Below are 21,980 nucleotides of genomic sequence, written 5' to 3' on the forward strand. Positions count from 1 at the left end.
CCCCCCCCCCCCCCCGGCGCGGCCCCGACCCCCGACGCGCGCCACCCGCACCCCCCACTCTCCGCCACAGGCCGCCGCAGGCACCCCCGGCACGGCCCGACCCCCGACGCACCCCCGGCACGGCCCCGACCCCCGACACACCGCCACGCGCCACCCGCACCCCCCACTCTCCGCCACAGGCCGCCGCAGGCACCCCCGGCCCACCCCCCGGGAGCTACGCTGCTGGTCATGACGCCCTCGGCCCCCACCCCCGCCTACCGTCGCCTCAGCGTCGAGGAGCGCCGCAGCCAGCTCCTCGACGCCGCCCTCGGCCTCTTCGCCCACCGCACCCCCGAGGACGTCTCCCTGGACGACGTGGCGGAAGCCGCCGGCGTCTCCCGCCCCCTCGTCTACCGCTACTTCCCCGGCGGCAAGCAACAGCTCTACGAGGCCGCCCTGCGCTCGGCCGCCGAAGAACTCCAGCACTGCTTCGACGAACCCCGCGACGGCCCCCTCCTCCCCCGCCTCGCCCGCGCCCTGGACCGCTATCTCACCTTCGTCGACCAGCACGACACCGGATTCAGCGCCCTGCTCCAGGGCGGCAGCGTCGTGGAGACCTCCCGCACCACCGCCATCGTCGACGGCGTACGCCGCGCCGCCGCCGAGCACATCCTCAGCCACCTGGACGTCGCCGACCCCGGCCTGCACCTGCGCATGACCGTCCGGGTCTGGATCACCACGGTCGAGGCGGCCTCCCTGATCTGGCTCGACGAGGGCAAGCAGCCCCCGATGCCGGACCTGCGCGACTGGCTGGTCGACCAGTTCGCGGCGGCGCTCGCCGTCACCGCCGCCCGTGATCCCCAGACGGCGGCCCTGGCGCAGAAGCTCGCGGACGACCGATAGCCGACACTGTTCCAGTGAAGACCGAAGACACCCCCTTCGAGGGCGGCCCCATGGACGGTCGCGTGCTCCCCGTCCTGCTGGGCATCACGAGCCACCCGCCCAAGACGTACCGCATCCCCGTCCCCGACCCGCACGGCGGCCCGCCCACGGTTCTCGTGTACCGCCGCGTCCCGCGCACCGAGGGCGCCCGCCCCGGCCTGAGCCGCCGCTGGAAGTACGCGTACGACCCCGAGGGAAAGCAGAGCGGCCGTCTGAAGTGGCCGTGGTCCAAGCCAGACACCACGCCGCCCGGCAAGCCACACGACCCGGACGAGTGACCTCGCTGCGCCGAACCGCGCACACCCGCCGCGCGAACCCGGCGCCCGCGTCCGATGCTCACGATGCGGAACAGAGAGCCTGTCCGCATCGGAGGTGATGACGTGTCAGGAAGGCTTCTGCGTCTGGCGTGTACGGCGGCGGCAGCCGCGACGGCCGTCACGCTCCTCGCCCCGACGCCCACCCTGGCGGCCCCCCACGCCCCGTCGGCCCCCACGACCCCCACGGCACCCGGCCCTCCCAAAGCCCCCGCCCCCCTCGACCCCCAGGAGCGGTCCACCGCAGAACTCCTGACGGACCTTCAGCGGCTGTACCGGGAGACCGAGCAGGCCACGGAGACCTACAACGCCACCGCGGAGAAGCTGCGCAGACAGCGCACCGAGGTGGCCCGCCTGGACACCGCCCTGGCCCGCGCCCGGCTGTCCCTGCACGACAGCAGGGGCGCGGCCGGCCGGCTGGCCCGCCAGCAGTACCAGAACACCACCGAGATCGGCCCCTACGTCCGGCTGCTGCTGGCCCGCGACCCGCAGCACGCCCTCGACCAGGGCCATGTCATCGGCCGGCTGGCCCGCGAGCGGGCCGAGACGGTGGGCCGTCTGACCGGCTCCGCACGCGAGGCCGCCGACCTGGCCCGCAGGGCGCGCGCGGCCCTCGACGGCCGACTCGTGCTCGCCGAACGCCAGAAGAAGGACCGGGACGCCGTCCTGAAGCGGCTGCGCAAGGTGGAGGAACTCCTGTCGTCCCTCTCGCCCGAACAGCTCGCCGCGCTGGCCCAGCTGGAGAAGGAGGACACCGCCGAGGCGCAGCGCGCGTTCCTCGCCTCGGGCGCCCTCGCCCACGACGACGACAAGCCGTCCTCCCAGGGCGCCCGGGCGATCCGCTACGCCAAGCGGCAGCTCGGCAAGCCGTACAAGTGGGGCGCCGAGGGCCCGAAGTCCTACGACTGCTCGGGCCTGACGTCGAAGGCGTGGGCCGACGCCGGCACGCGCATCCCGCGCACCAGCCAGGAGCAGTGGGCACGGCTCGACCGCGTCCCCCTGACCGAGCTGCGCCCGGGTGACCTCGTCATCTACTTCCCGGACGCCACCCACGTGGCCCTGTACCTGGGCAAGGGCAAGGTGGTCCAGGCACCGCGCACCGGGGAGAAGGTCAAGATCTCCCCGATCGCCTCGTACCCGGTCCTGGGCGCGGTACGCCCGAAGGTCACGCCCCAGCGACCTCACCGAGATACGCCGCCGTCTTCTCCGGATCGTAGAAGAAGTTCTCGAAGTCAGCCGGGTCGTTGAACCCGTTGGCGAAGCGGTCGGCGACCGGCTGGAGCTGGCCGGCGGCGCCGATGAGGTTGAGGATGTGCTCCGGCGGCGGCGCCAGCATGGCGTTGGTCCACTTGGTGACGTGCTGCGCGGTGTCCCAGTACCGGTCGAACGTGGCGGTCATCCAGGTCTCGTCGAACTCCTTGTCGCCGTGCTCCAGGATCGAGGAGAGGTAGGCGGCGGCGCACTTGGACGCCGAGTTGGAGCCCTGGCCGGTGATGGGGTCGTTGGCCACGACGACGTCCGCGACGCCCAGCACCAGCCCGCCGCCGGGGAGCCGCCCGATCGGGTTGCGCACCGTCGGCGCGTAGCGGCCGCTGAGCACGCCGCCCGCGTCGGTGAGTTCGACCTTGGTGGCGCGGGCGTACTCCCACGGCACGTACCGCTCCATGAGTTCCAGGGTCAGGGAGAGGTGCTCCGCCGGGTCCTTCACGCCGGTGAAGACGTCGAGCGGGCCGCCGGGTATGCCCTCCCAGAACAGGATGTCCGCGCGTCCGGAGGTGGTCAGGGTCGGCATGACGAACAGTTCACCGACACCGGGGACGAGGTTGCAGCGCACGCCCTCGGTGTCCGGGTGCTCCGGGCGCGGGCCGAGGCCGTGGACGTACGACACGGCCAGTGCGCGCTGCGGTTCGCTGTACGGGGAGCGCTCCGCGTCCCGCCCGAACATCTGGACGAGTTCGCCCTTGCCCGCCGACACCAGCACCAGGTCGTAGGTGCGGGAGAAGTAGTCGAGGTCGCCGACCGCCGCGCCGTGGATGACCAGTTGGCCGCCGCGCTGGGCGAACGTCTCCATCCAGCCGGCCATCTTCACGCGCTGGTCGACGGACTGCGCGAACGCGTCGAAGCGCCCGAGCCAGTCGATCGCGCGGGCCGCGGGGCCCTCGCTCCAGGAGCCGGGGGCCGCCACGGAGACGCCGAGTCCTTCGATCTTCGGGGCCTGGGACTCCCAGAAGTTCAGCTGGAGGTCGCGCTCGTGCTGGAGCGCGGTGTGGAACATGCACTGCGTGGACATGACCCGCCCGGAGCGGATCTCGTCCGCCGTCCGGTTGGACATCAGGGTGACCTCGTACCCGTGCGACTGGAGTCCGAGGGCGATCTGGAGTCCGGACTGACCGGCTCCGACGACGAGTATCTTCCGCATGCGGGTGGTGTCTCCTACAGGGATCGGGGACGGCTCGGGGAGGACGGGGCTACTCGGGGGTCACGTCCAGGGCATGGCCGACGAGGGCCAGCAGGGTCTCGATCCCCGAGATCCGGCGCCGCGCATCCATGATCATTACAGGTATGTGCGCGGGGATCGTCAACGCCTCCCGCACGTCCGCCGGTTCGAACAGCTCGCTGCCGTCGAAGTGGTTGACCGCGACGACGTACGGCAGCCCGCAGCTCTCGAAGTAGTCCAGCGCCGGGAAGCAGTCCTTCAGCCGGCGGGTGTCGGCCAGGACGACGGCACCGATCGCGCCGCGCACCAGGTCGTCCCACATGAACCAGAACCGCTGCTGGCCCGGCGTGCCGAACAGGTAGAGCACCAGGTCGTCGTCGAGCGTGATGCGGCCGAAGTCCATGGCCACGGTGGTGGTGAGCTTGCCGGGCGTGGCGGTGAGGTCGTCGGTCTCCTCGCTCGCCTCGGTCATCAGCGCCTCGGTCTGCAGCGGCGTGATCTCCGAGACGGCGGTGACCAGCGTGGTCTTGCCGACACCGAAGCCACCGGCCACGACTATCTTCGTGGCGATGGGGGCCCGGGTGCGGTCCGTCTGCCAGGACTTCAGGTCCTCATCGGTGTCTTCAAAGACGACGGAGTCCACTCAGCACCCTTTCCAGCAGAGCGCGGTCCGGCCGGCCCGTGCCGTGGCCGGTTCCCGTGCCGTACACCCGGATCTTTCCCTGGTCCGCGAGGTCGCTGAGGAGTACGCGGACCACGCCGAGCGGCATCTTCAGCAGCGCGGCGATCTCGGCCACCGTGCGCATACGGCGGCACAGTTCGACGATGGCCCGCAGCTCCGGCATCACCCTGGTGCTGAGGGAACCATTCGTCAGTTCCTTGCGCTCCTCGGGGGCTTCGAGCGCGGCCACGAACGTCTCCACGAGGAGGACGTGGCCGAACCGGGTCCGCCCGCCGGTGAGCGAGTAGGGGCGTACGCGGGCCGGTTTGCGTTCGCCGCCGCGGACGGGGAGCTGGGGCCTGTTCTTCGGGGCGTTGCTCATCGGGTACTCCCTGCGGCGGCGTCCTCGAGCGACTTCCGTAGCTCGCTGCGGAGTTCGGGGGTGAGGACATGGCCCGCACGGCCGACGAAGAGCGCCATGTGGTACGCCACCACGCTCATGTCGCAGTCCGCGGAGCCGTGCACGCCGAGCAGCGAGCCGTCGCTGATGGACATCACGAACAGGCTGCCCTCGTCCATGGCGACCATCGTGTGCTTCACCCCGCCGAACTGGATCAGCTTGGCCGCGCCGATGGTGAGGCTGCCGATGCCGGAGACGATGGTGGCGAGGTCGGCCGACGATCCTCGGGGGCCCTTGGGGCGGGAGGTGCCGGACCGGGAACCGTCGACGGGGGTCCCCGCGCTCGAGGTCGTTCGAGCGTGGGGGAGGTCGGGGTCGGAGGAGAGCAGGAGCAGGCCGTCGGAGGAGACCACCGCCACTGACTGGATGCCCGGCACCTCCTCGACCAGGTTCGTCAGCAGCCAGTGCAGGTTGCGGGCTTCACTGCTCAGTCCGAAGGTACTGGGCGCGGTCAACTGCTTGCCTCCTCGACAGTGCCCCCCGTGGCTTCCTCGGATACGGCTGGTGCGGCGTCCGGCGCCTTGTTCTGGGCCGTCTGCTCGGCGATCTCGGCCGCTACGTCGCGGTAGCCGGCCTGGGCGCCCTGGCGGAAGCCGCCGAGCCTCCTGCGGAGGGCTTCGGCGTCGACACCGCCGGTTCGCTGGCGCGGAGCCTGGGTGGGGGTGGTGATCTTCGGGGTGCGCTTGGGGAGGCCCTTGTCGGTGAGCTGCTCCTCGTCGGCGGTGCGGGTGTGTTCGGCCTCGGCCCCGCCTTCGGCGTATCGGTTCCCACCCGCACCACCCGTGCGACTCTCGTCGTCGGGTGCGGGTGGCCCCTGTGGGGCGTCCTCACCATCGGCGGCCGCGGACCCACCGACCGCCCGCACCGGGACGTCGGCCGTGGAACGCGCCGCCCGGACATCGGCCGGGGCACGCTCCGCCCGGACATCGCCCGTGGCGTGCGCCGCCGGGACGTCCCCCGCGGAACGCGCCGGGATGTCGCCCTCGGGCTGCACCGGGATCAGCAGTTCCATCGTGGTCTCGGCAGGGTGCTCGCGCTCCTGCTCGACCTCGATGGCCGGCTCGGCACGCCCCGACTCCGCAACGGCCTCGTCGGCGCCGGCGAAGTCCCCTACGGACCCGTCCGCGCTCCCGAACCCCCGCACGTCACCGTCCGCGCTCGCGCCCGCACCGCGCAGGCCCTCATCGGCACCCGCGAAGTCCCGCACGGACCCGGCCGCGTTCGAGGTCGTCCCTCGCGGGTCCCCGGCGGTGCCGGTCAAGTCCCGCACGGACCCGTCCGCGCTCCCGAACCCCCGTACGGCCTCGTCCGCGCTCGCCCCCGCACCGCGCAGATCCTCGTCGGCGCCCGCGAAGTCCCGCACGGACCCGGCCGCGTTCGTGGTCGTCCCACGCATTCCCTCATCGGCACCCGCGAAGTCCCGCACGGACCCGGCCGCGTTCGTAGTCGTCCCTCGCGGGTCCCCGGCGGTGCCGGCCACGTCCCGTTCGGGGTCGTCCGCGTCGGTGGTCGGCTGCTGAGTCGGCTCCTCGGGGTTCTCCGTCTCGCGGACCGCCCGTTCCGCCAGGGCCACCAGGGGGTCGGTGTCCTTCGTGCGGGTGCGCAGGACGTTGGAGTTGGCCTCCGCGTCGGCGCCGGGGAGGGAGAAGGCGGGGCCGGCGGTGTGGTGCGGGGTGTCCGAGGGGACCGCTGCGGCGGGGGCGGGGGCCAGCAGGTTCTTGGGGAGGACGGCGACCGCCGCGATCCCGCCCTGCTTCTGCTCGCGGAGCTGCACGCGGACGCCGTGCCGGTGGGCCAGGCGCGCGACCACGTACAGGCCGAGGCCGAGCCCCTCGTCGCCCTCCTGGTCGTAGGAGACCTCGGGGTCGAAGTCGGCGAGGCGGGCGTTGAGGCGGGTCAGGCGCTCGGCGGTCATGCCGATGCCCTCGTCCTGCACGGAGAGCATGACCTCGCCGTTCTCCAGCAGCCAGCCGGAGACCTCGACGGGAAGGTCGGGCGGGGAGAACGAGGTGGCGTTCTCCATGAGTTCGGCCAGCAGGTGCGAGAGGTCGTCCGCGGCGAACCCGGCGACATGCGCGTGCGGCGGGAGCGCGGCGATACGGACCCGCTCGTACCGCTCGATCTCGCTGACCGCCGCGCGGACGACGTCGACCAGCGGGACCGGTCCCGCGTGCTGCTGGACGTGCTCGGTGCCGGCCAGCACGAGGAGGTTCTCGCTGTGCCGGCGCATGACCGTGGCGAAGTGGTCGAGCTTGAAGAGGGTGGCGAGCCGCTCGGGGTCCTGCTCGCGCTCCTCCAGCCCCTCGATGACGGCGAGCTGGCGCTCGACCAGGCCGAGGGTGCGCAGGGCGAGGTTGACGAACGAGCCGCCGATGCTGTCCCGCAGGCGCTCCAGCTGCGCGGTGGACTCGCTGAGTTCGGCGCGCAGCCCTTCGCGGGCGTCGGCCATCTTCTGCCGCTGCCCGACCAGGTGCTTGCGGTCGGACTCCAGGGTGCCGATCCGCTCGTGCAGGGCTACGGCGTGCGCGTGCAGGGCGTTGACGGAGTCGACGACCTGCGCGAACTCGTCCTTGCGGCCCGTGAACTTGACGGGCTCCTCCGCCGCCGGGTCCTCGGCCTTCGCGAGCCGGGCGGAGCCGAGCCGCAGGACGGCGAGCGGCCGGGTGAGGCTGCGGGCCATGCCGGTGGCGACGCCGACGGCGAGCAGCATCAGCGCGCCGAGGATCGCGATGCGGATCTCCAGCGCGGTGACGTCGTCGTCGCGGAGCTGCTCCAGGGCCTTGGTGCGGCGGTCGTAGAGCGCGGACTCGGCGCCGCGCATCGAATCGACGCGGGCGGAGAGGGCGGCCCCGGCACGCTCGGTGTCGGTGGCGAGGTCCCGGTCGGAGAGCGTGGCCTGGTCGGTGAGGGCGGCGAGATACCGCTCGGCCGTGTCGACCTCGGGGCCGGTGACCGTGGAGTCGTACGAGGTGCGCGCACTCTTCTGAGCGGTGTCGCGGAAGTCGTCGAGGGCTGCGCCGGAGCGCAGCCGGGCCTGCTGGGCGGCTGCGCTCAGCGCGGCGCGCTGCTTGGCGTCGGCACCGGAGGAGGTCTCCTGCGTGCTCGCGAGGCCGGTGACCGGGTCGATGACGGTCTCGGTGGTGGTCGGCACGCTGAGCGCGGCGAGCAGCAGTCCGCGGGCGGCGGCGGCCTGCTGCACGGCGGAGTCCAGCTCGGCCAGGGCGTAGGCGCCCGCGCCCGCGCGCGGCGGCATCTGCTCGGCCAGCCGCTCCGCGAGCCGGTGGAGTTCGGTGATGGCGGCCGAGTAGGCCTCGTGCGACTCCAGGGCGGTGCTCTTGCCGGTGAGCGAGGAGCGCCGCAGGGCGGCGATGCCGTCGAGGTCCTCCCGCAGCGAGGCGGGCGCGTCGGTGTCGGCGCGCAGCTCCTCGACCTGCCGGTCGACGCGGGCGCTGCGCTGCTCGCTGGGCGCCTTGGACTTGGGTCGCCCGGCCGCGATGTAGGAGGTGACCTCGTCCCGCTCGTCGGCGAGGGAGTGCGCGAGGGTGAGCGCGTCCTCGGTCTGCTCGGCGAGGGTCACCAGTGCCTGGGAGTCGTGCAGTTGTCCCGAGGCGGCGACGATCGAGGGGACGCCGGCGCCGGCGATGGCCGCGGCGACGACCGCCACGGCGACGATCAGCCGGTTCCGTACGTGGGTCGGGCGCCCCTTGCCTGCGGGCGCGATGTCGGCGGTGGTGCCGGGAGCGGGCTGCGCGCCCCCCGCGGAGGCCGTCTGCTTGCCTGAGCGACGTGGCCGCATCTTCTGCACCGGTGCTCGCATTCCTGACTCGTGATACCCATAGGTCCGGATGACGCTCCGTCAACTGCCGTCGACGGTCCGTACACCCCTCCCCCAAGCTCTCGACCTAGCTCGAGCAGGGGATGCCCTCACCGGTCCCCGACCCTCCCAGTGCCGGTGGGCGACGGCCGCGCATCACCTGCCCCGCCACTCGAAGGAGTGAACCCCGGAGGGGAGTTGGCGGGCAAGTTCCTCCGGCTCACTCACATGCCCTGCACGGCAGGCCGGTTGGACGTCTGCGGCGGGCGATGGCAGTATTCGCCGCCACGTCTCGCCGGAGCACTGCATTCCACCCCAAATCAGGCGTCTGACCTGCGCGTGCGCGCCCGTCCGGCAACTGATGCGACCCCTTCGCTGACCTTGTGAAGGGCTCGTGCAGACTGGCCGGATGCGAACAGAGCTTGTTTCGGAGCCCGGTGTTCCGGCCCGCCCCAACGAGGACTTCGCAAGTGTCGGCCTTCCCGCCTCGGGACAGGGCGGCGCACTGGTCGTCCTGGACGGCGTGACTCCGCCGCGGGGCGAGACGGGCTGTCTGCATTCCGTCTCCTGGTTCACCGCGCGGCTCGGCGGAGCCCTGACCGAACTGACCGTTTCACTCACCGATGTTCCCCTGGCGGACGTGCTCGCCCGTGCCATCGCGCGTACCGCTGAGGCACATGCACAAACCTGTGACCTTTCTCACCCACGAACCCCACAGGCAACCGTGGTTCTGGCGCGCTGGTCGGCGGAGACGGTGGAGTACCTGGTCCTGTCGGACTCGGCCCTGCTGACGGAGTCGCCGGACGGCGCGGTCACGCCGTACCTGGACGACCGGCTGGCCCGCCTCCCGCGCGCGTCCCTGGCCACGGACGCCCTGATCGACGCTCACATCCGCAACAAGGAGGGCGGCTTCTTCACGGCCGCGGCGGATCCGTCGGTCGCGGCTCGGGCGGTGACCGGGGTCCTGCCGCGGGACGGCGTCCGGGCGCTGGCCGCGCTGACGGACGGTGCGTCGAGATGGGTGGAGAAGTTCCGGGAGGGCGACTGGGAGGACCTGTTCCGGTTCATCCGGAAGGAGGGGGCGCGGGCACTGGTGGAGCGGGTGCGGGCGCTGGAGCTGGCCGACGCGGAGGAGCGGACGTATCTGCGGCGGAGCAAGACGCACGACGACGCGACGGTCGTGTACGTGGAGTTGTGAGCCGCCCGCCCCCGTCCCCGGTCCCCTACTTCTCCATCCCCAGGTTGAGCTGGTTCAGCAGGCGGGCCAGCTCCGCCACTTCCCGGCGGTCCCAGTGCGAGAGCTGCTCGACGTAGCGGGCACGCCGGGCTTCGCGCACCTTGGCGACCCGCGACCGCCCCACCTCGGTGAGGTGCACCAACCAGGCCCGCCCGTCGGCCGGGTCCGGCTCGCGGGCGACCAGGCCCAGGTCCTCCAGGGCGCGCAGCTGCCGGGACATGGTGGCCTTGCCGACGCCGATGTAGGCGGCGAGTTCGGTGGCCCGCTGGCGGCCGGCGTCGTCCAGACGGACCAACAGCCCGTACGCGGCGGACTCCAGGTCGGGGTGGACCTCGCGGGCCATCTCGCCCTGCTTGGCCCGCGCGCGCCGGAAGAGAACCGTCAACTCGCGTTCCAGGTCGAGGAATTCGGGCTGGTCCAGACCACCACCGGACACTCCGGATCCGCCTCGCGGTCCGTCGCCGTTCCCGTCTTCGTGCACGTCAGCCCCTGCCTCGGTTTCCCGGTCCTGAAAGTTTCCGCCAACCGCCGTCATTGCCGCAGCTCCGTCAGTATTTCGCAGGCGTAGACCAACGGCAGCCGCCGGACCCCCTTCCACCTGCTCTTCTCGCTGCCTAGCTTCTCTATCAGAACGTGACTGGCATGCCCACGCCACACTTGCCCGCGGCTGCCGGTCACGGACACGCGCGACTTCCCCACCGAGCGTCACCGAGCCTGCGGAGGCACGCTATGCCCGTGCACAGACCCGAACCGCTCCGCCCCCGGCGCACCCCTGTCGCCGGGGTCCTGCTCGCAGCCGTCCTGACCCTGACCCTCCTCGTGCTGACCACCCGGCCCGCCTCCGCGTCGGCCGACGACCCCCCGTCCCGCGGCTCCGCCCACATGGGCGTGGGCGTCGCGGCCCATGACGGCGTCGAGGACTCCCCCGCCGCTGACCTGGCCGCCCAGACCGAAGGCGTCGACGTCTCCAGCCATCAGGGCAACGTCGCCTGGTCGACCCTGTGGAGCAGCGGCGTGAAGTGGGCCTACGTGAAAGGCACCGAGGGGACCTACTACACCAACCCCTATTTCGCCCAGCAGTACAACGGCTCCTACAACGTCGGCATGATCCGCGGCGCGTACCACTTCGCGACCCCGGACACCACCAATGGCGCAACTCAGGCGAACTATTTCGTCGACCACGGCGGCGGCTGGTCCCGCGACGGCAAGACGCTGCCGGGCGTCCTCGACATCGAGTGGAACCCGTACGGCGCCGCCTGCTACGGCAGGACGACGTCCGGGATGGTCACCTGGATCCGCGACTTCCTGAACCAGTACAAGGCCCGCACCGGCCGCGACGCCGTCATCTACACGGCGACGAGCTGGTGGAAGCAGTGCACCGGCAACTACAGCGGCTTCGCCACGGCCAACCCGCTGTGGGTCGCCCGGTACGCCGCCGAGGTGGGGGAACTGCCGGCGGGCTGGAGCTACTACACGATGTGGCAGTACACGTCCTCCGGCCCGACCGTGGGCGACCACAACAGGTTCAACGGGGCGCTGGACAGAGTCGTGGCGCTCGCCAACGGATAGCGCGGCGAAGGCCCGGACCTCCCTCACGGGGCCCGGGCCTTGCCTGTCCGGCCGCGTCCGTCACGCCGCGACCGGAACCTCGGGGGCGGCACCGTCGGTGGCCGGTGCCAGGGCCAGTTCCAGGACCTGGCGGACGTCGGTCACCGCGTGGACGTCGAGCTTGTCCAGCACCTCGGCGGGGACGTCGTCCAGGTCGGCCTCGTTCCGCTTGGGGATGACGACCGTGGTGACGCCGGCGCGGTGTGCCGCGAGGAGCTTCTGCTTCACGCCGCCGATCGGGAGGACCCGGCCGGTCAGCGAGACCTCGCCCGTCATCGCCACGTCCGTGCGGACCAGCCGGCCCGAGAGCAGCGACGCCAGCGCGGTCGTCATGGTGACGCCGGCGCTCGGGCCGTCCTTCGGGACCGCGCCCGCCGGGAAGTGGATGTGCACGCCCCGGTCCTTGAGGTCGGCGACCGGCAGTTCCAGTTCGGCGCCGTGGGAGCGCAGGAAGGACAGGGCGATCTGTGCGCTCTCCTTCATCACGTCACCCAGCTGGCCCGTCAGGGTCAGCCCCGCCGCGCCCGTCTCCGGGTCGGCCAGCGACGCCTCCACGAACAGGACGTCACCGCCCGCGCCCGTGACCGCGAGTCCGGTCGCCACGCCGGGCACCGCGGTGCGGCGCTCCGCCGGGTCCTGGGCGGACTCGGGCACGTGGTGCGGCCGGCCGATGAGCGCGCGCAGATCCTCCGCGCCGATCGTGAACGGCAGCTTCCGGTCGCCCAATTCGTGCTCGGCGGCCACCTTGCGGAGCAGCCGTGCGATGGAGCGCTCCAGGTTACGGACGCCCGCCTCGCGCGTGTACTCGCCGGCGAGCCTGCGCAGGGCGTCGTCGCCGATGGCGACCTCGTCCCTGTTCAGGCCGGCCCGCTCCAGCTGGCGCGGGAGCAGGTGGTCACGGGCGATGACGATCTTCTCGTCCTCGGTGTAGCCGTCGAGACGGACCAGTTCCATCCGGTCGAGGAGCGCCTCGGGGATGGCCTCCAGGACGTTCGCCGTGGCCAGGAACACCACGTCGCTCAGGTCGAGTTCGACCTCCAGGTAGTGGTCACGGAACGTGTGGTTCTGGGCCGGGTCCAGGACCTCCAGGAGGGCCGCCGCGGGGTCGCCGCGGAAGTCCGAGCCCACCTTGTCGATCTCGTCGAGCAGGACGACCGGGTTCATCGAACCGGCCTCCTTGATGGCACGGACGATCCGGCCGGGCAGCGCGCCGACGTACGTACGGCGGTGGCCGCGGATCTCCGCCTCGTCCCGGACACCGCCGAGGGCGACCCGGACGAACTTGCGGCCCATCGCGTGCGCGACGGACTCGCCGAGCGAGGTCTTGCCGACGCCGGGCGGGCCGACCAGCGCCAGCACGGCACCGCCGCGCCGGCCGCCGACGACGCCCAGGCCGCGGTCGCTGCGGCGCTTGCGCACCGCCAGGTACTCGGTGATCCGCTCCTTCACGTCCTCCAGGCCGGCGTGCTCGGCGTCCAGCACACCCTTGGCGCCCTGGATGTCGTAGGCGTCCTCGGTCCGTTCGTTCCACGGCAGTTCGAGGACGGTGTCCAGCCAGGTGCGGATCCAGGAGCCCTCCGGGGACTGGTCGCTGGACCGCTCCAGCTTGTCGACCTCCTTGAGAGCCGCGTCGCGGACGTTCTCCGGCAGGTCGGCGGCCTCCACGCGGGTGCGGTAGTCGTCGGACTCCTCGCCGTCCTGTTCGCCGTTGAGCTCGCGCAGTTCCTTGCGGACCGCTTCGAGCTGGCGGCGCAGCAGGAACTCGCGCTGCTGCTTGTCGACGCCTTCCTGGACGTCCTTGGCGATGGTCTCGGCGACATCCTGCTCGGCGAGGTGGTCGCGCAGTTGCTGGGTGGCGAGCTTGAGGCGGGCGACCGGGTCGGCGGTCTCCAGCAGCTCGATCTTCTGTTCGGTGGTCAGGAACGGCGAGTAGCCGGAGTTGTCCGCGAGCTGGGAGACGTCGTCGATGGCCTGGACACGGTCCACGACCTGCCAGGCGCCGCGCTTGCGCAGCCAGGCGGTGGCGAGGGCCTTGTACTCCTTCACCAGTTCGCCGACCTGTCCGGGCAGCGGCTCGGGCACGCTTTCGTCGATGCGCGTTCCCTCGACCCACAGCGCGGCACCCGGTCCGTTCGTCCCGGCGCCGATGCGCACCCGGCCGCGACCGCGGATCAGGGCGCCCGGGTCGCCGTCGGCCAGCCGGCCGACCTGTTCGACGGTGCCGAGCACACCGGTGCCCGGGTACGTGCCGTCGATGCGTGGCACCAGCAGCACCCGGGGCTTTCCGGGTGTGGAGCGGGCGGCGGCCTGGGCGGCCTCCACCGCGGCGCGTACATCGGCGTCGTTCAAGTCCAGAGGGACCACCATTCCGGGCAGCACTACCTCGTCGTCGAGCGGCAGCACGGGCAGGGTGAGCGAAGTGGACGTCGAAGCCATGATCTCCCCTTCGGCAGTCAAGTTGAGTTATGCCGACTCAATGCTTGGGGTGGCCCGAATGTTCCCCGGCCCGCGTTCGCTGTGAGCGATCATCGTCGGCACAGGCCGTGACCTCGCCTTTCGTAGGTGAACGCTCGCCGGGGCCCGTAGCTTCCGAGTGGGGCACAGGTATGAGGGAGAGCGTGAGGGAGAACGCCGCTCACACAGCCGGGACGGGCAGCGCCGCGCGCCACCGCCGCACGAGGGGCCACAGCCCGACCCCGATGACCAGGGCGATCAGATGCCCCCAACCGGTCAGCGGGTCGGTGAGGCGCAGCAGGTCCTGGACGAGCATCGCGCCGAACAGCGTCAGCACGGGCCACCGCAGCCACGGCCTCAGCAGCCCGGTCAGCGCGCCGATGCTGGTCGCGACACCGAAGCTGACGCCGTAGTCGAGGCGGTGCAGCGAGCTGTCGGGAAGGTGCCCGGCCAGCACCGCGAGCCCCACGGGCACCTCGGTCGCGAGGGTGGCCAGGACGTGCCCGAACAGGAAGACGACGGCCGTGCGGGCACCGCCGATCCGCCGCTCCAGCGCGGTCAGCACCAGCAGGAAGCAGAGCGTGTACGGCGCCACGATCCCGCCCGCGATCCACAGCGCACTGCCGAACAGCACCGTCACGGGCGTGTGCACGAGGTGCGCCACGTCGGTGCTGGAGCCCTGGTGGAGGGCGTGGACCAGCGAGGGGTCGGCGTAGGTGGCCATCAGTGAGGTGACGGCGAGGACGACGGCGTAGCCGAAGGTGAACGGTGTGCCGGTGGGGGTGGGGAGCAGCCGCCAGGGGCGCAGGGAGCGTGCCCGGGCTCTCGGGGCCGCGGCTTCACGTGCGCCCGCTTCGCCACCGGCGAGGTCCGGCGCCGGGGAGGACACGGCGGACGCGCCCACGGGCCGGCGCTGGCGCGGCATCCCGTCCAGCAGACCCGCGGTGTCGGGCAGACCGGCCGCACGGGAAGGAGCCCGCTCCGGGTCGGCCCCCGTCGCACCCGCAGCCACCGTCGGTTCCACGCTGAGGCGCTCCTTCCGTTCTCCCTCAGCGTTGGCCCGCTTCACCCTCCATGTCTGTGACGGTCGCCACACGACAGCCGATTCTCAGCAACCTCTCAAGAAGCAGACGCGTCCTCACGGGACGGGCCCGCGCGGGAACGCCCCGCCGGGAACGGGCTCACGCCTCCTGCGGCAGTCCCGTCCCCGCGACCGTGAGAGCGGGAACGGGCTCACGCCTCCTGCGGCAGTCCCGTCCCCGCGACCGTGAGAGCCCGCAGCAGCCGGTCCGCGTACGCCCGCAGCCGTCCGGCCATGTCGAAGCCCCGGGGATCGAGCACCCACTGGAGCTGGAGCCCGTCCATGACGGCGACCACTTCCTGCGCGACGGCCGCCGGGTCGGTGCCGGGTCTCAGTTCCCCGGCGTCGACGGCCCTGCCCAGCGTGACCGTGAGGTGCCCGACCACCTGGCCGTAGCGCTCGACGAAGTAGGCGTGCGCGGGGTGGCCGGGCTCGCCCGCCTCGGCGGCCAGGACGTTGAACATCCGGGTACGGCCCAGGCGCGTGCTGTTGTACTCGGCGATCGCCACCAGGACCCCGAGGCACTCGGCGGCCGAGCCGAACTCGCGGGAGAAGAACTTCGCCTCGTCGGCCTCGTCGGTGTGCGCGAGGACCTGCACCAGCAGATCCTCCTTGCTGCGGAAGTGGTGCAGCAGTCCGCCCTGGCTGATGCCGACGTCCTTGGCGATCCGGGCCAGCGAGGAGGCGTGGAAGCCCCACTGCGCGAAGTGCTCGACGGCCGCGTCCAGGATCCGCAGCCGGCGCTCGTCGCCGACGGCGTAGGTGCCGCGACCTGGGCTTCTGCCGACGGTTCCAGGGGTGTGCTCGCGCTCCATGGCGGTCACACTAGCCGACGCCGAATCGTTGATTACACGTGTAACCATCCCCTGTTTTCAAGCCGCGTGCAGCATGATTCTGGCCACCCGACGAAAACCTAGTACCCACTCGGTTTTGCTGCTTCCCTGATCGGGCCGGCGCGCAAGGAAGCGCGCCCGTCCCCCTGGAGGCCGCCATGGCACTGAGCCACGACGCCCCGCTCGACCGAACGGCGGCCCAGCCCGTCGAGCACTCCCCACGGCCCGCCCCCGCCCGGCTGGTCGCCGCCCTCGCCTTCGCCCAGTTCGGCGCGTATCTCGCCGTCCTCACCCCGGTCATGGTGACCCTCGCGCTGCGGGTGAACCAGATCGTCCCGGAGTCCGAGCGCGGCTCGGCGCTCGGTCGGGTGCTGTCCGTCGGAGCCCTGCTCGCGATGCTGGGCAACCCGGTCTTCGGCGCCCTCTCCGACCGCACCACCGGACGGCTCGGCCGACGGCGCCCCTGGCTGCTCGGCGGCATGGCGGCCGGCCTCGCCGGTCTCCTCGTCGTCGCCCTCGGGGGCAGCGTCACGGTGCTGATGCTCGGCTGGGCCCTCGCCCAGCTCGGCATCAACGCCACGCTCGCCGCCCTGACGGCGTGCATCCCCGACCTGATCCCGGTGCGGCAGCAGGCCCGCGTCTCCGGTGTCGTCGGCATGATGCTGTCGCTGTCGATGATCGCGGGCTCGGCGCTGGCGCAGGTGTTCAGCGGCTCGCTCGCCCTGGCCTTCCTGGTGCCCGGCGCCGTCGGCTTCGGGGCCGTCGCCGTGCTGGCCGCGGTGATGAAGGACCGCGACCGTCCCGCGCGCGTCGGCGCCTTCGAGCCGTACGGCCTGCGGGAGTTCCTGCGCAGCTTCTGGGTGAACCCGCGCCGGCATCCCGACTTCGCGTGGAACTTCGCCGGCCGGTTCCTGGTCTTCACCGGCGCCGCCTGTGTGACCAGCTACTCGGTGTACTTCCTGATGGACCGTCTCGGCTACGACGGCGACGAGGTCACCGACAAGGTCTTCCTCGGCACGCTCGTGCTGGTCGCCGCGACGGTGGCCGGTTCCCTGGTCGGCGGTCAGCTCTCGGACCGCTCCGGCCGCCGCAAGCCCTATGTGCTGGTGTCCTCGCTGGGCATGGCGATCGGACTCGCCGTCGTCGCCTCCGCCCAGTCGTTCACGACGTATCTGGTCGCCATGGTGGTCTTCGGCTTCTCCGAGGGCCTGTACCTCTCCGTCGACATGGCGCTGGCCGCCGCGGTGCTGCCCAACCCCGAGGAGTCCGCGAAGGACATGGGCGTGCTGAACATCGGCAACGCCCTGCCCCAGTCGCTCGTCCCGATCATCGCCCCGGCGCTGCTGACGATCGGCGGGGAGGAGAACTACAGCGCGCTGTTCCTGTTCGGCGCCGTCGCCGCCGTACTGGGCGCGCTCGCCGTCCAGTTCGTCCGCTCGGTCAAGTAAGCCCCTACGGAAGCAAGGCAGATCCAGCATGCCCAAGCCCACGTACCGCGATCCGAACCGCCCCGTCGACGAGCGCGTCGAGGACCTGCTGTCCCGCATGACGCTGGAGGAGAAGGCGGGCCAGCTCTTCCACTCGATGCTGACCATGCGGCCCGACGGGGGTCTCGCCGAGGAGGGGCCCTTCCTCCGGTACGGCACCACGGAGCTGGTCACCGGCCGGCATCTGACCCACTTCAACCTCCTCGGCCAGGGCGGCGCCCGCGAGATGGCCGAGTGGGCCAACCGGCTCCAGGAACTGGCGGCGGGCACCCGGCTGGGCATCCCGGTCACCCTGTCCACCGATCCCCGCCACGCGTTCACCGACAATCCCGGCGCGTCCTTCGACGCGGGCGACTTCTCCGCGTGGCCCGAGCCGCTGGGGCTGGCGGCGATCGGGGACGCCGGGCTGGTGGAGCGGTTCGCGGACACGGTCCGGCGCGAGTACCTGGCGGTCGGGTTCCGCGTCGCGCTGCACCCGCAGATCGATCTGGCGACGGAACCGCGCTGGTCGCGGCAGTCGGGCACGTTCGGCTCGTCGGCCGAGGTCGCGAGCGAGCTGGTGCGCGCCTACGTGCGCGGGCTCCAGGGCGAGCGGCTCGGCACCGACTCGGTCGCCGCGATGGTCAAGCACTTCCCCGGCGGCGGCCCGCAGAAGGACGGCGAGGACCCGCACTTCCCGCACGGCAAGGAGCAGGTGTACCCGGGCGGCATGCGGGAGTACCACCTCAGGCCGTTCGCCGCCGCGATCGAGGCGGGCTGCTCGCAGGTCATGCCGTACTACGGCCAACCCGTGGGCACGGACTGGGAAGAGGTCGGCTTCGGCTTCAACCGGGGTGTGCTGACCGGCCTGTTGCGCGAGCGCCTCGGCTTCACCGGCATCGTCTGCACGGACTGGGGCCTGCTGACGGACGCCGACATCATGGGCGAGCCGCACGCGGCCCGCGCGTGGGGCGTGGAGCACCTGACCGTCGCCGAGCGCGCGGCGAAGGCGCTGCACGCGGGCGCGGACCAGTTCGGCGGGGAGCAGTGTCCGGAGGTCATCGTGGAACTGGTCCGCTCGGGGCGCGTCCCCGAGGAGCGGATCGACGACTCCGTACGGCGGCTGCTGCGCGAGAAGTTCGTGCTCGGCCTCTTCGAGAACCCGTACGTCGACCCCGCCGCGGCCGAGGAGACGGTCGGCGCGAGCGAGTTCAGGACGCTCGGCGAGGCGGCCCAGCGACGCGCCGTCATCCTCCTGACGAACCGGGCCCTGCTGCCGCTGCGCGGTCGCCCGAATCTGTACGTCCAGGGCGTGAGCGCGCAGGCCGCGGCGGCGTACGGGAACGTCGTCGGCGATCCGGCCGAAGCCGATGTGGCTCTCCTGCGGCTGCGCACGCCCTACGAGCAGCGCCCCGGCGCCTTCGAGTCCTTCTTCCACTCGGGCTCGCTGGCCTTCCCCGAGAACGAGCTCAAGGAGATCCTGCGCCTGGTGGACACGGTCCCGACGCTGGTCTGCGTCAACCTGGAGCGCCCCGCCGTACTCCCCGAGATCGCCGCGCGCGCCGCCGCCCTGATGGCCGACTTCGGCGCGAGCGACACGGCCGTGCTGGACGTCGCCTTCGGGCGGGCGCGGGCCGAGGGGAGGCTGCCGTTCGAGCTTCCGCGCTCGATGGCGGCGGTGGCGGCGGCGCGGCCGGACGTGCCGGACGACACCGAGGACCCGGTGTTCCGCTGCGGGCACGGGCTCACCCTCTGAGTAATTCCCCCGGCCGACCGGGCTGGAGCTGCGAGGATGGCTCGATGCCCACCTCCCACGACATCCCCGAAGTCCTGGACCGCCGCGAGGGCCCGCACGGCGAGATCGTGCTGCGGCGGCACGGCGACCTGCTTCAGATCATCGCCAACGGCTGCTTCCTGATGGACACCTCCGACGGGCGTTCGGAGCGGCTCCTGGTCGACGCGGCACTCGCCGCGCTGGACGGCAGGCCGGGGCCGCACCTGCTGATCGGCGGGCTCGGCGTCGGCTTCTCGCTCGCACACGCCGCCGCCGATCCCCGCCCGGGACGGATCGCCGTCGTCGAGCGCGAGAGCGCGATTATCGGCTGGCATCTCGACGGGCCCTTGGCGGACTTCTCCGCCCGTGCCGTCGCGGACGCGCGCACCGAGATTCTGGAAACGGATCTCGTGGCGTACGTACATGAGACTTCCGACACGTATGACGCACTCTGTCTCGACATCGACAACGGCCCCGGATGGACCGTCACGGAGGGCAACGAAACCCTCTACTCACGGGCCGGACTGGCGTCCTGCGCACGGGTGTTGAGGCCGGGCGGGGTCCTCGCGGTATGGTCCGCACAGCCCTCTCCGGAATTCGAAGAAACCTTGCGTAATGCCGGATTCCAACAGGTGCGTACCGAAGAGATCCCCGTTGCCCGGGGCGTTCCGGACGTCGTACACCTCGCCGTACGACCTGGATAGCCGTGGCACGGTGACTCCCCGTACTCTGCTTCCCTGACGCGGATCATTCAAGCGTCAATCGCAAGCATGAGCAGGCATAGCCAGTCAGCGGGATCACCCCACGGATTCCGGAAAGCAACTTTGGGGCGGGCGATGGAGCAGACACACACCTCCCACAACGGCACGGCGGCGACCCCGGGCGCACAGCGCCGGGTCCTCGTGGTCGAGGACGATCCGACCATCGTGGACGCCATCGCGGCCCGCCTGCGTGCCGAGGGATTCCTCGTGCAGACGGCCGGCGACGGTCCGGCGGCGGTCGACACGGCCGAGGCATGGCAGCCCGACCTGCTGATCCTCGACATCATGCTGCCGGGCTTCGACGGTCTGGAGGTCTGCCGTCGCGTGCAGGCCCAGCGGCCGGTTCCGGTGATGATGCTGACCGCGCGCGACGACGAGACCGACATGCTGGTCGGGCTCGGCGTGGGCGCCGACGACTACATGACCAAGCCGTTCTCGATGCGGGAGCTGGCCGCCCGCGTGCATGTGCTGCTGCGCCGCGTCGAGCGGGCCGCGCTGGCCGCCACGACCCCCCGGTCGGGCATCCTGCGGCTCGGCGAGCTGGAGATCGACCACGCGCAGCGCCGGGTGCGGGTGCGCAGTGAGGACGTCCACCTCACGCCGACCGAGTTCGACCTGCTGGTGTGCCTGGCGAACACGCCGCGCGCCGTCCTCTCGCGCGAGCAGCTGCTCGCCGAGGTCTGGGACTGGGCGGACGCCTCCGGCACCCGGACGGTCGACAGCCACATCAAGGCGCTGCGCCGGAAGATCGGCGCGGAGCGGATCCGCACGGTGCACGGCGTGGGCTACGCCCTGGAGACACCGACGCCATGAGCGACGGGCCGGCCGCGCGGCGAGGCCCCGGGGAGCCCTGGGGCGGCGTCAGTCCGTTCTCGATCAAGACCAAGCTGGGCGCTCTGGTCGTCATCGCGGTCCTGATCACCACAGGGCTGTCGATGATCGCGGTGCGCACCCAGACGGAGCTCCGCTTCATCACGGTCTTCTCGATGATCGCCACACTGCTCATTACGCAGTTCGTGGCCCATTCGCTCACCGCGCCGCTGGACGAGATGAACACGGTGGCCCGGTCCATCTCGCAGGGCGACTACACCCGCCGGGTGAAGGAGAACCGCCGCGACGAGCTGGGCGACCTGGCCGAGACGATCAACCTGATGGCCGACGAGCTGGAGGCCCAGGACCAGCAGCGCAAGGAGCTGGTGGCGAACGTCTCGCACGAGCTGCGCACCCCCATCGCGGGCCTGCGGGCCGTCCTGGAGAACGTGGTCGACGGCATCGCCGAGGCCGACCCCGAGACGATGCGCACGGCCCTGAAGCAGACCGAGCGCCTCGGCCGGCTCGTGGAGACCCTGCTCGACCTGTCCCGCCTGGACAACGGCGTCGTACCGCTGCGCATGCGGCGCTTCGAGGTCTGGCCGTACCTGTCCGGCGTGCTGAAGGAGGCCAACATGGTCGCCTCCGCGCGCGGCGGCATGGCCTCCGGCTCCGGCAGCCACACCCGTACGGACGTCCATCTGCATCTCGACGTCTCCCCGCCCGAGCTGACCGCGCACGCCGACCCCGAGCGCATCCACCAGGTCGTCGCCAATCTGATCGACAACGCGATCAAGCACAGCCCGGCGCACGGCCGTGTGACGGTCAAGGCGCGGCGCGGGCCGCTCCCGGAGTCGCTGGAGCTGGAGGTCCTGGACGAGGGTCCGGGCATCCCGAAGTCGGAGTGGCACAAGGTCTTCGAGCGCTTCAACCGGGGCGCGGTGCGCCGGCCGCACGGGCCGGGCAGCGACGGCGGCACGGGGCTCGGGCTGGCCATCGCGCGCTGGGCCGTGGATCTGCACGGGGGCCGGATCGGCGTGGCCGAATCCGATCGGGGCTGCCGGATTCTTGTCACACTTCCAGGGCAGCCTTCCGTTCAAAGTTGACGTAAAGTTCGAAGCGGAGTCTCAAGATCCACGTCGTTCTGGCTGACGGACACGTGTGATCAGGTCCAGACCTGCGCTTTTGGGGCGCCGGGTCGGGGTACCCCCATCCCTGAACAAGCGGAACCACGCTTGTTTCCCGCCATTTCCGGGCCCGAAACACGCTTTCTGATGTGACTTACGCGACGATGACCTTGCTCGACCTGACCTTCCCGGCCAGGGAGGCGTAGCCTTTATTCCCGCTGT

The 21,980-nt window shown here is 71.7% G+C and carries 19 protein-coding genes; 10 read left to right on the top strand and 9 right to left on the bottom strand.

Features of this window, described 5'->3' with window-relative positions; translation table 11 throughout:
* The first annotated feature begins 228 nt into the window (after nucleotides 1–228).
* The 3 genes from ACGFW6_RS29370 to ACGFW6_RS29380 all read left to right on the top strand — a co-directional run bounded on the left by ACGFW6_RS29370 (nucleotide 229) and on the right by ACGFW6_RS29380 (nucleotide 2,483).
* On the top strand, nucleotides 229–882 hold the full coding sequence (locus tag ACGFW6_RS29370; RefSeq protein WP_393516246.1) for a TetR/AcrR family transcriptional regulator: 654 nt from the start codon (nucleotides 229–231) through the stop codon (nucleotides 880–882).
* 14 nt (nucleotides 883–896) lie between these two features.
* Entirely contained in the window at nucleotides 897–1,199 is a 303-nt protein-coding gene (locus tag ACGFW6_RS29375) for a hypothetical protein (protein ID WP_393516249.1), read from the top strand.
* A 102-nt stretch (nucleotides 1,200–1,301) separates the two neighbouring features.
* The gene (locus ACGFW6_RS29380) at nucleotides 1,302–2,483 is read left to right on the top strand and encodes an NlpC/P60 family protein (RefSeq protein ID WP_393516252.1); all 1,182 of its coding nucleotides are present in this window, start codon (nucleotides 1,302–1,304) and stop codon (nucleotides 2,481–2,483) included.
* Here the strand turns inward: ACGFW6_RS29380 and ACGFW6_RS29385 are convergent.
* The 5 genes from ACGFW6_RS29385 to ACGFW6_RS29405 are packed head-to-tail and all read right to left on the bottom strand — an operon-like array spanning nucleotide 2,401 to nucleotide 8,598.
* Nucleotides 2,401–3,654 carry a styrene monooxygenase/indole monooxygenase family protein gene (locus ACGFW6_RS29385; RefSeq protein ID WP_393516255.1) on the bottom strand — a complete coding sequence of 418 codons (1,254 nt, stop codon included), beginning with the start codon at nucleotides 3,652–3,654 and terminating at the stop codon, nucleotides 2,401–2,403. The genes ACGFW6_RS29380 and ACGFW6_RS29385 overlap by 83 nt on opposite strands.
* 49 nt (nucleotides 3,655–3,703) lie before the next feature.
* Nucleotides 3,704–4,315 (bottom strand): ATP/GTP-binding protein, encoded by a 612-nt coding sequence (locus ACGFW6_RS29390; protein ID WP_393516258.1) that lies wholly within the window; start codon nucleotides 4,313–4,315, stop codon nucleotides 3,704–3,706.
* Nucleotides 4,296–4,715: a DUF742 domain-containing protein gene (locus tag ACGFW6_RS29395; protein ID WP_393516261.1), complete on the bottom strand. Its 420-nt coding sequence runs from the start codon at nucleotides 4,713–4,715 to the stop codon at nucleotides 4,296–4,298. Before ACGFW6_RS29395 ends, ACGFW6_RS29390 begins: the two co-directional genes overlap by 20 nt.
* A complete protein-coding gene (locus ACGFW6_RS29400) occupies nucleotides 4,712–5,248 on the bottom strand; it encodes a roadblock/LC7 domain-containing protein (protein WP_393516264.1) in 537 nt (178 codons plus the stop codon). Before ACGFW6_RS29400 ends, ACGFW6_RS29395 begins: the two co-directional genes overlap by 4 nt.
* Nucleotides 5,245–8,598 (bottom strand): nitrate- and nitrite sensing domain-containing protein, encoded by a 3,354-nt coding sequence (locus ACGFW6_RS29405; RefSeq protein ID WP_393516267.1) that lies wholly within the window; start codon nucleotides 8,596–8,598, stop codon nucleotides 5,245–5,247. The genes ACGFW6_RS29400 and ACGFW6_RS29405 overlap by 4 nt, the downstream gene beginning before the upstream one ends.
* Nucleotides 8,599–9,016: 418 nt before the next feature.
* Between ACGFW6_RS29405 and ACGFW6_RS29410 the strand changes: the two genes are divergently transcribed.
* Entirely contained in the window at nucleotides 9,017–9,805 is a 789-nt protein-coding gene (locus tag ACGFW6_RS29410; RefSeq protein ID WP_393516270.1) for a protein phosphatase 2C domain-containing protein, read from the top strand.
* A 25-nt stretch (nucleotides 9,806–9,830) separates the two neighbouring features.
* Here the strand turns inward: ACGFW6_RS29410 and ACGFW6_RS29415 are convergent, their stop codons facing one another.
* On the bottom strand, nucleotides 9,831–10,325 hold the full coding sequence (locus ACGFW6_RS29415; protein WP_393516273.1) for a MarR family winged helix-turn-helix transcriptional regulator: 495 nt from the start codon (nucleotides 10,323–10,325) through the stop codon (nucleotides 9,831–9,833).
* A 248-nt stretch (nucleotides 10,326–10,573) separates the two neighbouring features.
* Here ACGFW6_RS29415 and ACGFW6_RS29420 point away from each other — a divergent pair, with 248 nt between their 5' ends.
* Nucleotides 10,574–11,413: a lysozyme gene (locus ACGFW6_RS29420; protein WP_393516276.1), complete on the top strand. Its 840-nt coding sequence runs from the start codon at nucleotides 10,574–10,576 to the stop codon at nucleotides 11,411–11,413.
* Nucleotides 11,414–11,473: 60 nt separating this feature from the next.
* Here ACGFW6_RS29420 and lon read toward each other — a convergent pair whose 3' ends face one another.
* The 3 genes from lon to ACGFW6_RS29435 form a co-directional block, all read right to left on the bottom strand.
* Nucleotides 11,474–13,888 carry an endopeptidase La gene (lon, locus tag ACGFW6_RS29425; RefSeq protein WP_393516279.1) on the bottom strand — a complete coding sequence of 805 codons (2,415 nt, stop codon included), beginning with the start codon at nucleotides 13,886–13,888 and terminating at the stop codon, nucleotides 11,474–11,476.
* 199 nt (nucleotides 13,889–14,087) lie between these two features.
* Nucleotides 14,088–14,930, bottom strand: coding sequence for a rhomboid-like protein (locus tag ACGFW6_RS29430; RefSeq protein ID WP_393516282.1), 843 nt, complete (start codon nucleotides 14,928–14,930; stop codon nucleotides 14,088–14,090).
* Nucleotides 14,931–15,139: 209 nt separating this feature from the next.
* Complete coding sequence (locus ACGFW6_RS29435; RefSeq protein ID WP_393516285.1) at nucleotides 15,140–15,802, bottom strand: TetR/AcrR family transcriptional regulator; 663 nt, start codon at nucleotides 15,800–15,802, stop codon at nucleotides 15,140–15,142.
* A 176-nt stretch (nucleotides 15,803–15,978) separates the two neighbouring features.
* Between ACGFW6_RS29435 and ACGFW6_RS29440 the strand changes: the two genes are divergently transcribed.
* The 5 genes from ACGFW6_RS29440 (at nucleotide 15,979) to ACGFW6_RS29460 (ending at nucleotide 21,737) form a co-directional block, all read left to right on the top strand.
* Nucleotides 15,979–17,268 carry an MFS transporter gene (locus ACGFW6_RS29440; protein WP_393516288.1) on the top strand — a complete coding sequence of 430 codons (1,290 nt, stop codon included), beginning with the start codon at nucleotides 15,979–15,981 and terminating at the stop codon, nucleotides 17,266–17,268.
* Nucleotides 17,269–17,296: 28 nt separating this feature from the next.
* Nucleotides 17,297–19,042 (top strand): glycoside hydrolase family 3 protein, encoded by a 1,746-nt coding sequence (locus ACGFW6_RS29445; RefSeq protein ID WP_393516291.1) that lies wholly within the window; start codon nucleotides 17,297–17,299, stop codon nucleotides 19,040–19,042.
* Between the two features lie 44 nt (nucleotides 19,043–19,086).
* Nucleotides 19,087–19,764 carry a spermidine synthase gene (locus ACGFW6_RS29450; protein WP_393516294.1) on the top strand — a complete coding sequence of 226 codons (678 nt, stop codon included), beginning with the start codon at nucleotides 19,087–19,089 and terminating at the stop codon, nucleotides 19,762–19,764.
* A gap of 132 nt (nucleotides 19,765–19,896) precedes the next feature.
* Nucleotides 19,897–20,634, top strand: a complete 738-nt coding sequence (locus ACGFW6_RS29455; protein ID WP_030956984.1) for a response regulator transcription factor — start codon at nucleotides 19,897–19,899, stop codon at nucleotides 20,632–20,634.
* The gene (locus ACGFW6_RS29460; RefSeq protein WP_393516297.1) at nucleotides 20,631–21,737 is read left to right on the top strand and encodes an ATP-binding protein; all 1,107 of its coding nucleotides are present in this window, start codon (nucleotides 20,631–20,633) and stop codon (nucleotides 21,735–21,737) included. Before ACGFW6_RS29455 ends, ACGFW6_RS29460 begins: the two co-directional genes overlap by 4 nt.
* The last annotated feature ends 243 nt before the right edge of the window (nucleotides 21,738–21,980 follow it).

The organism is Streptomyces sp. Y7, from assembly GCF_043195415.1.
Classification (GTDB): domain Bacteria; phylum Actinomycetota; class Actinomycetes; order Streptomycetales; family Streptomycetaceae; genus Streptomyces.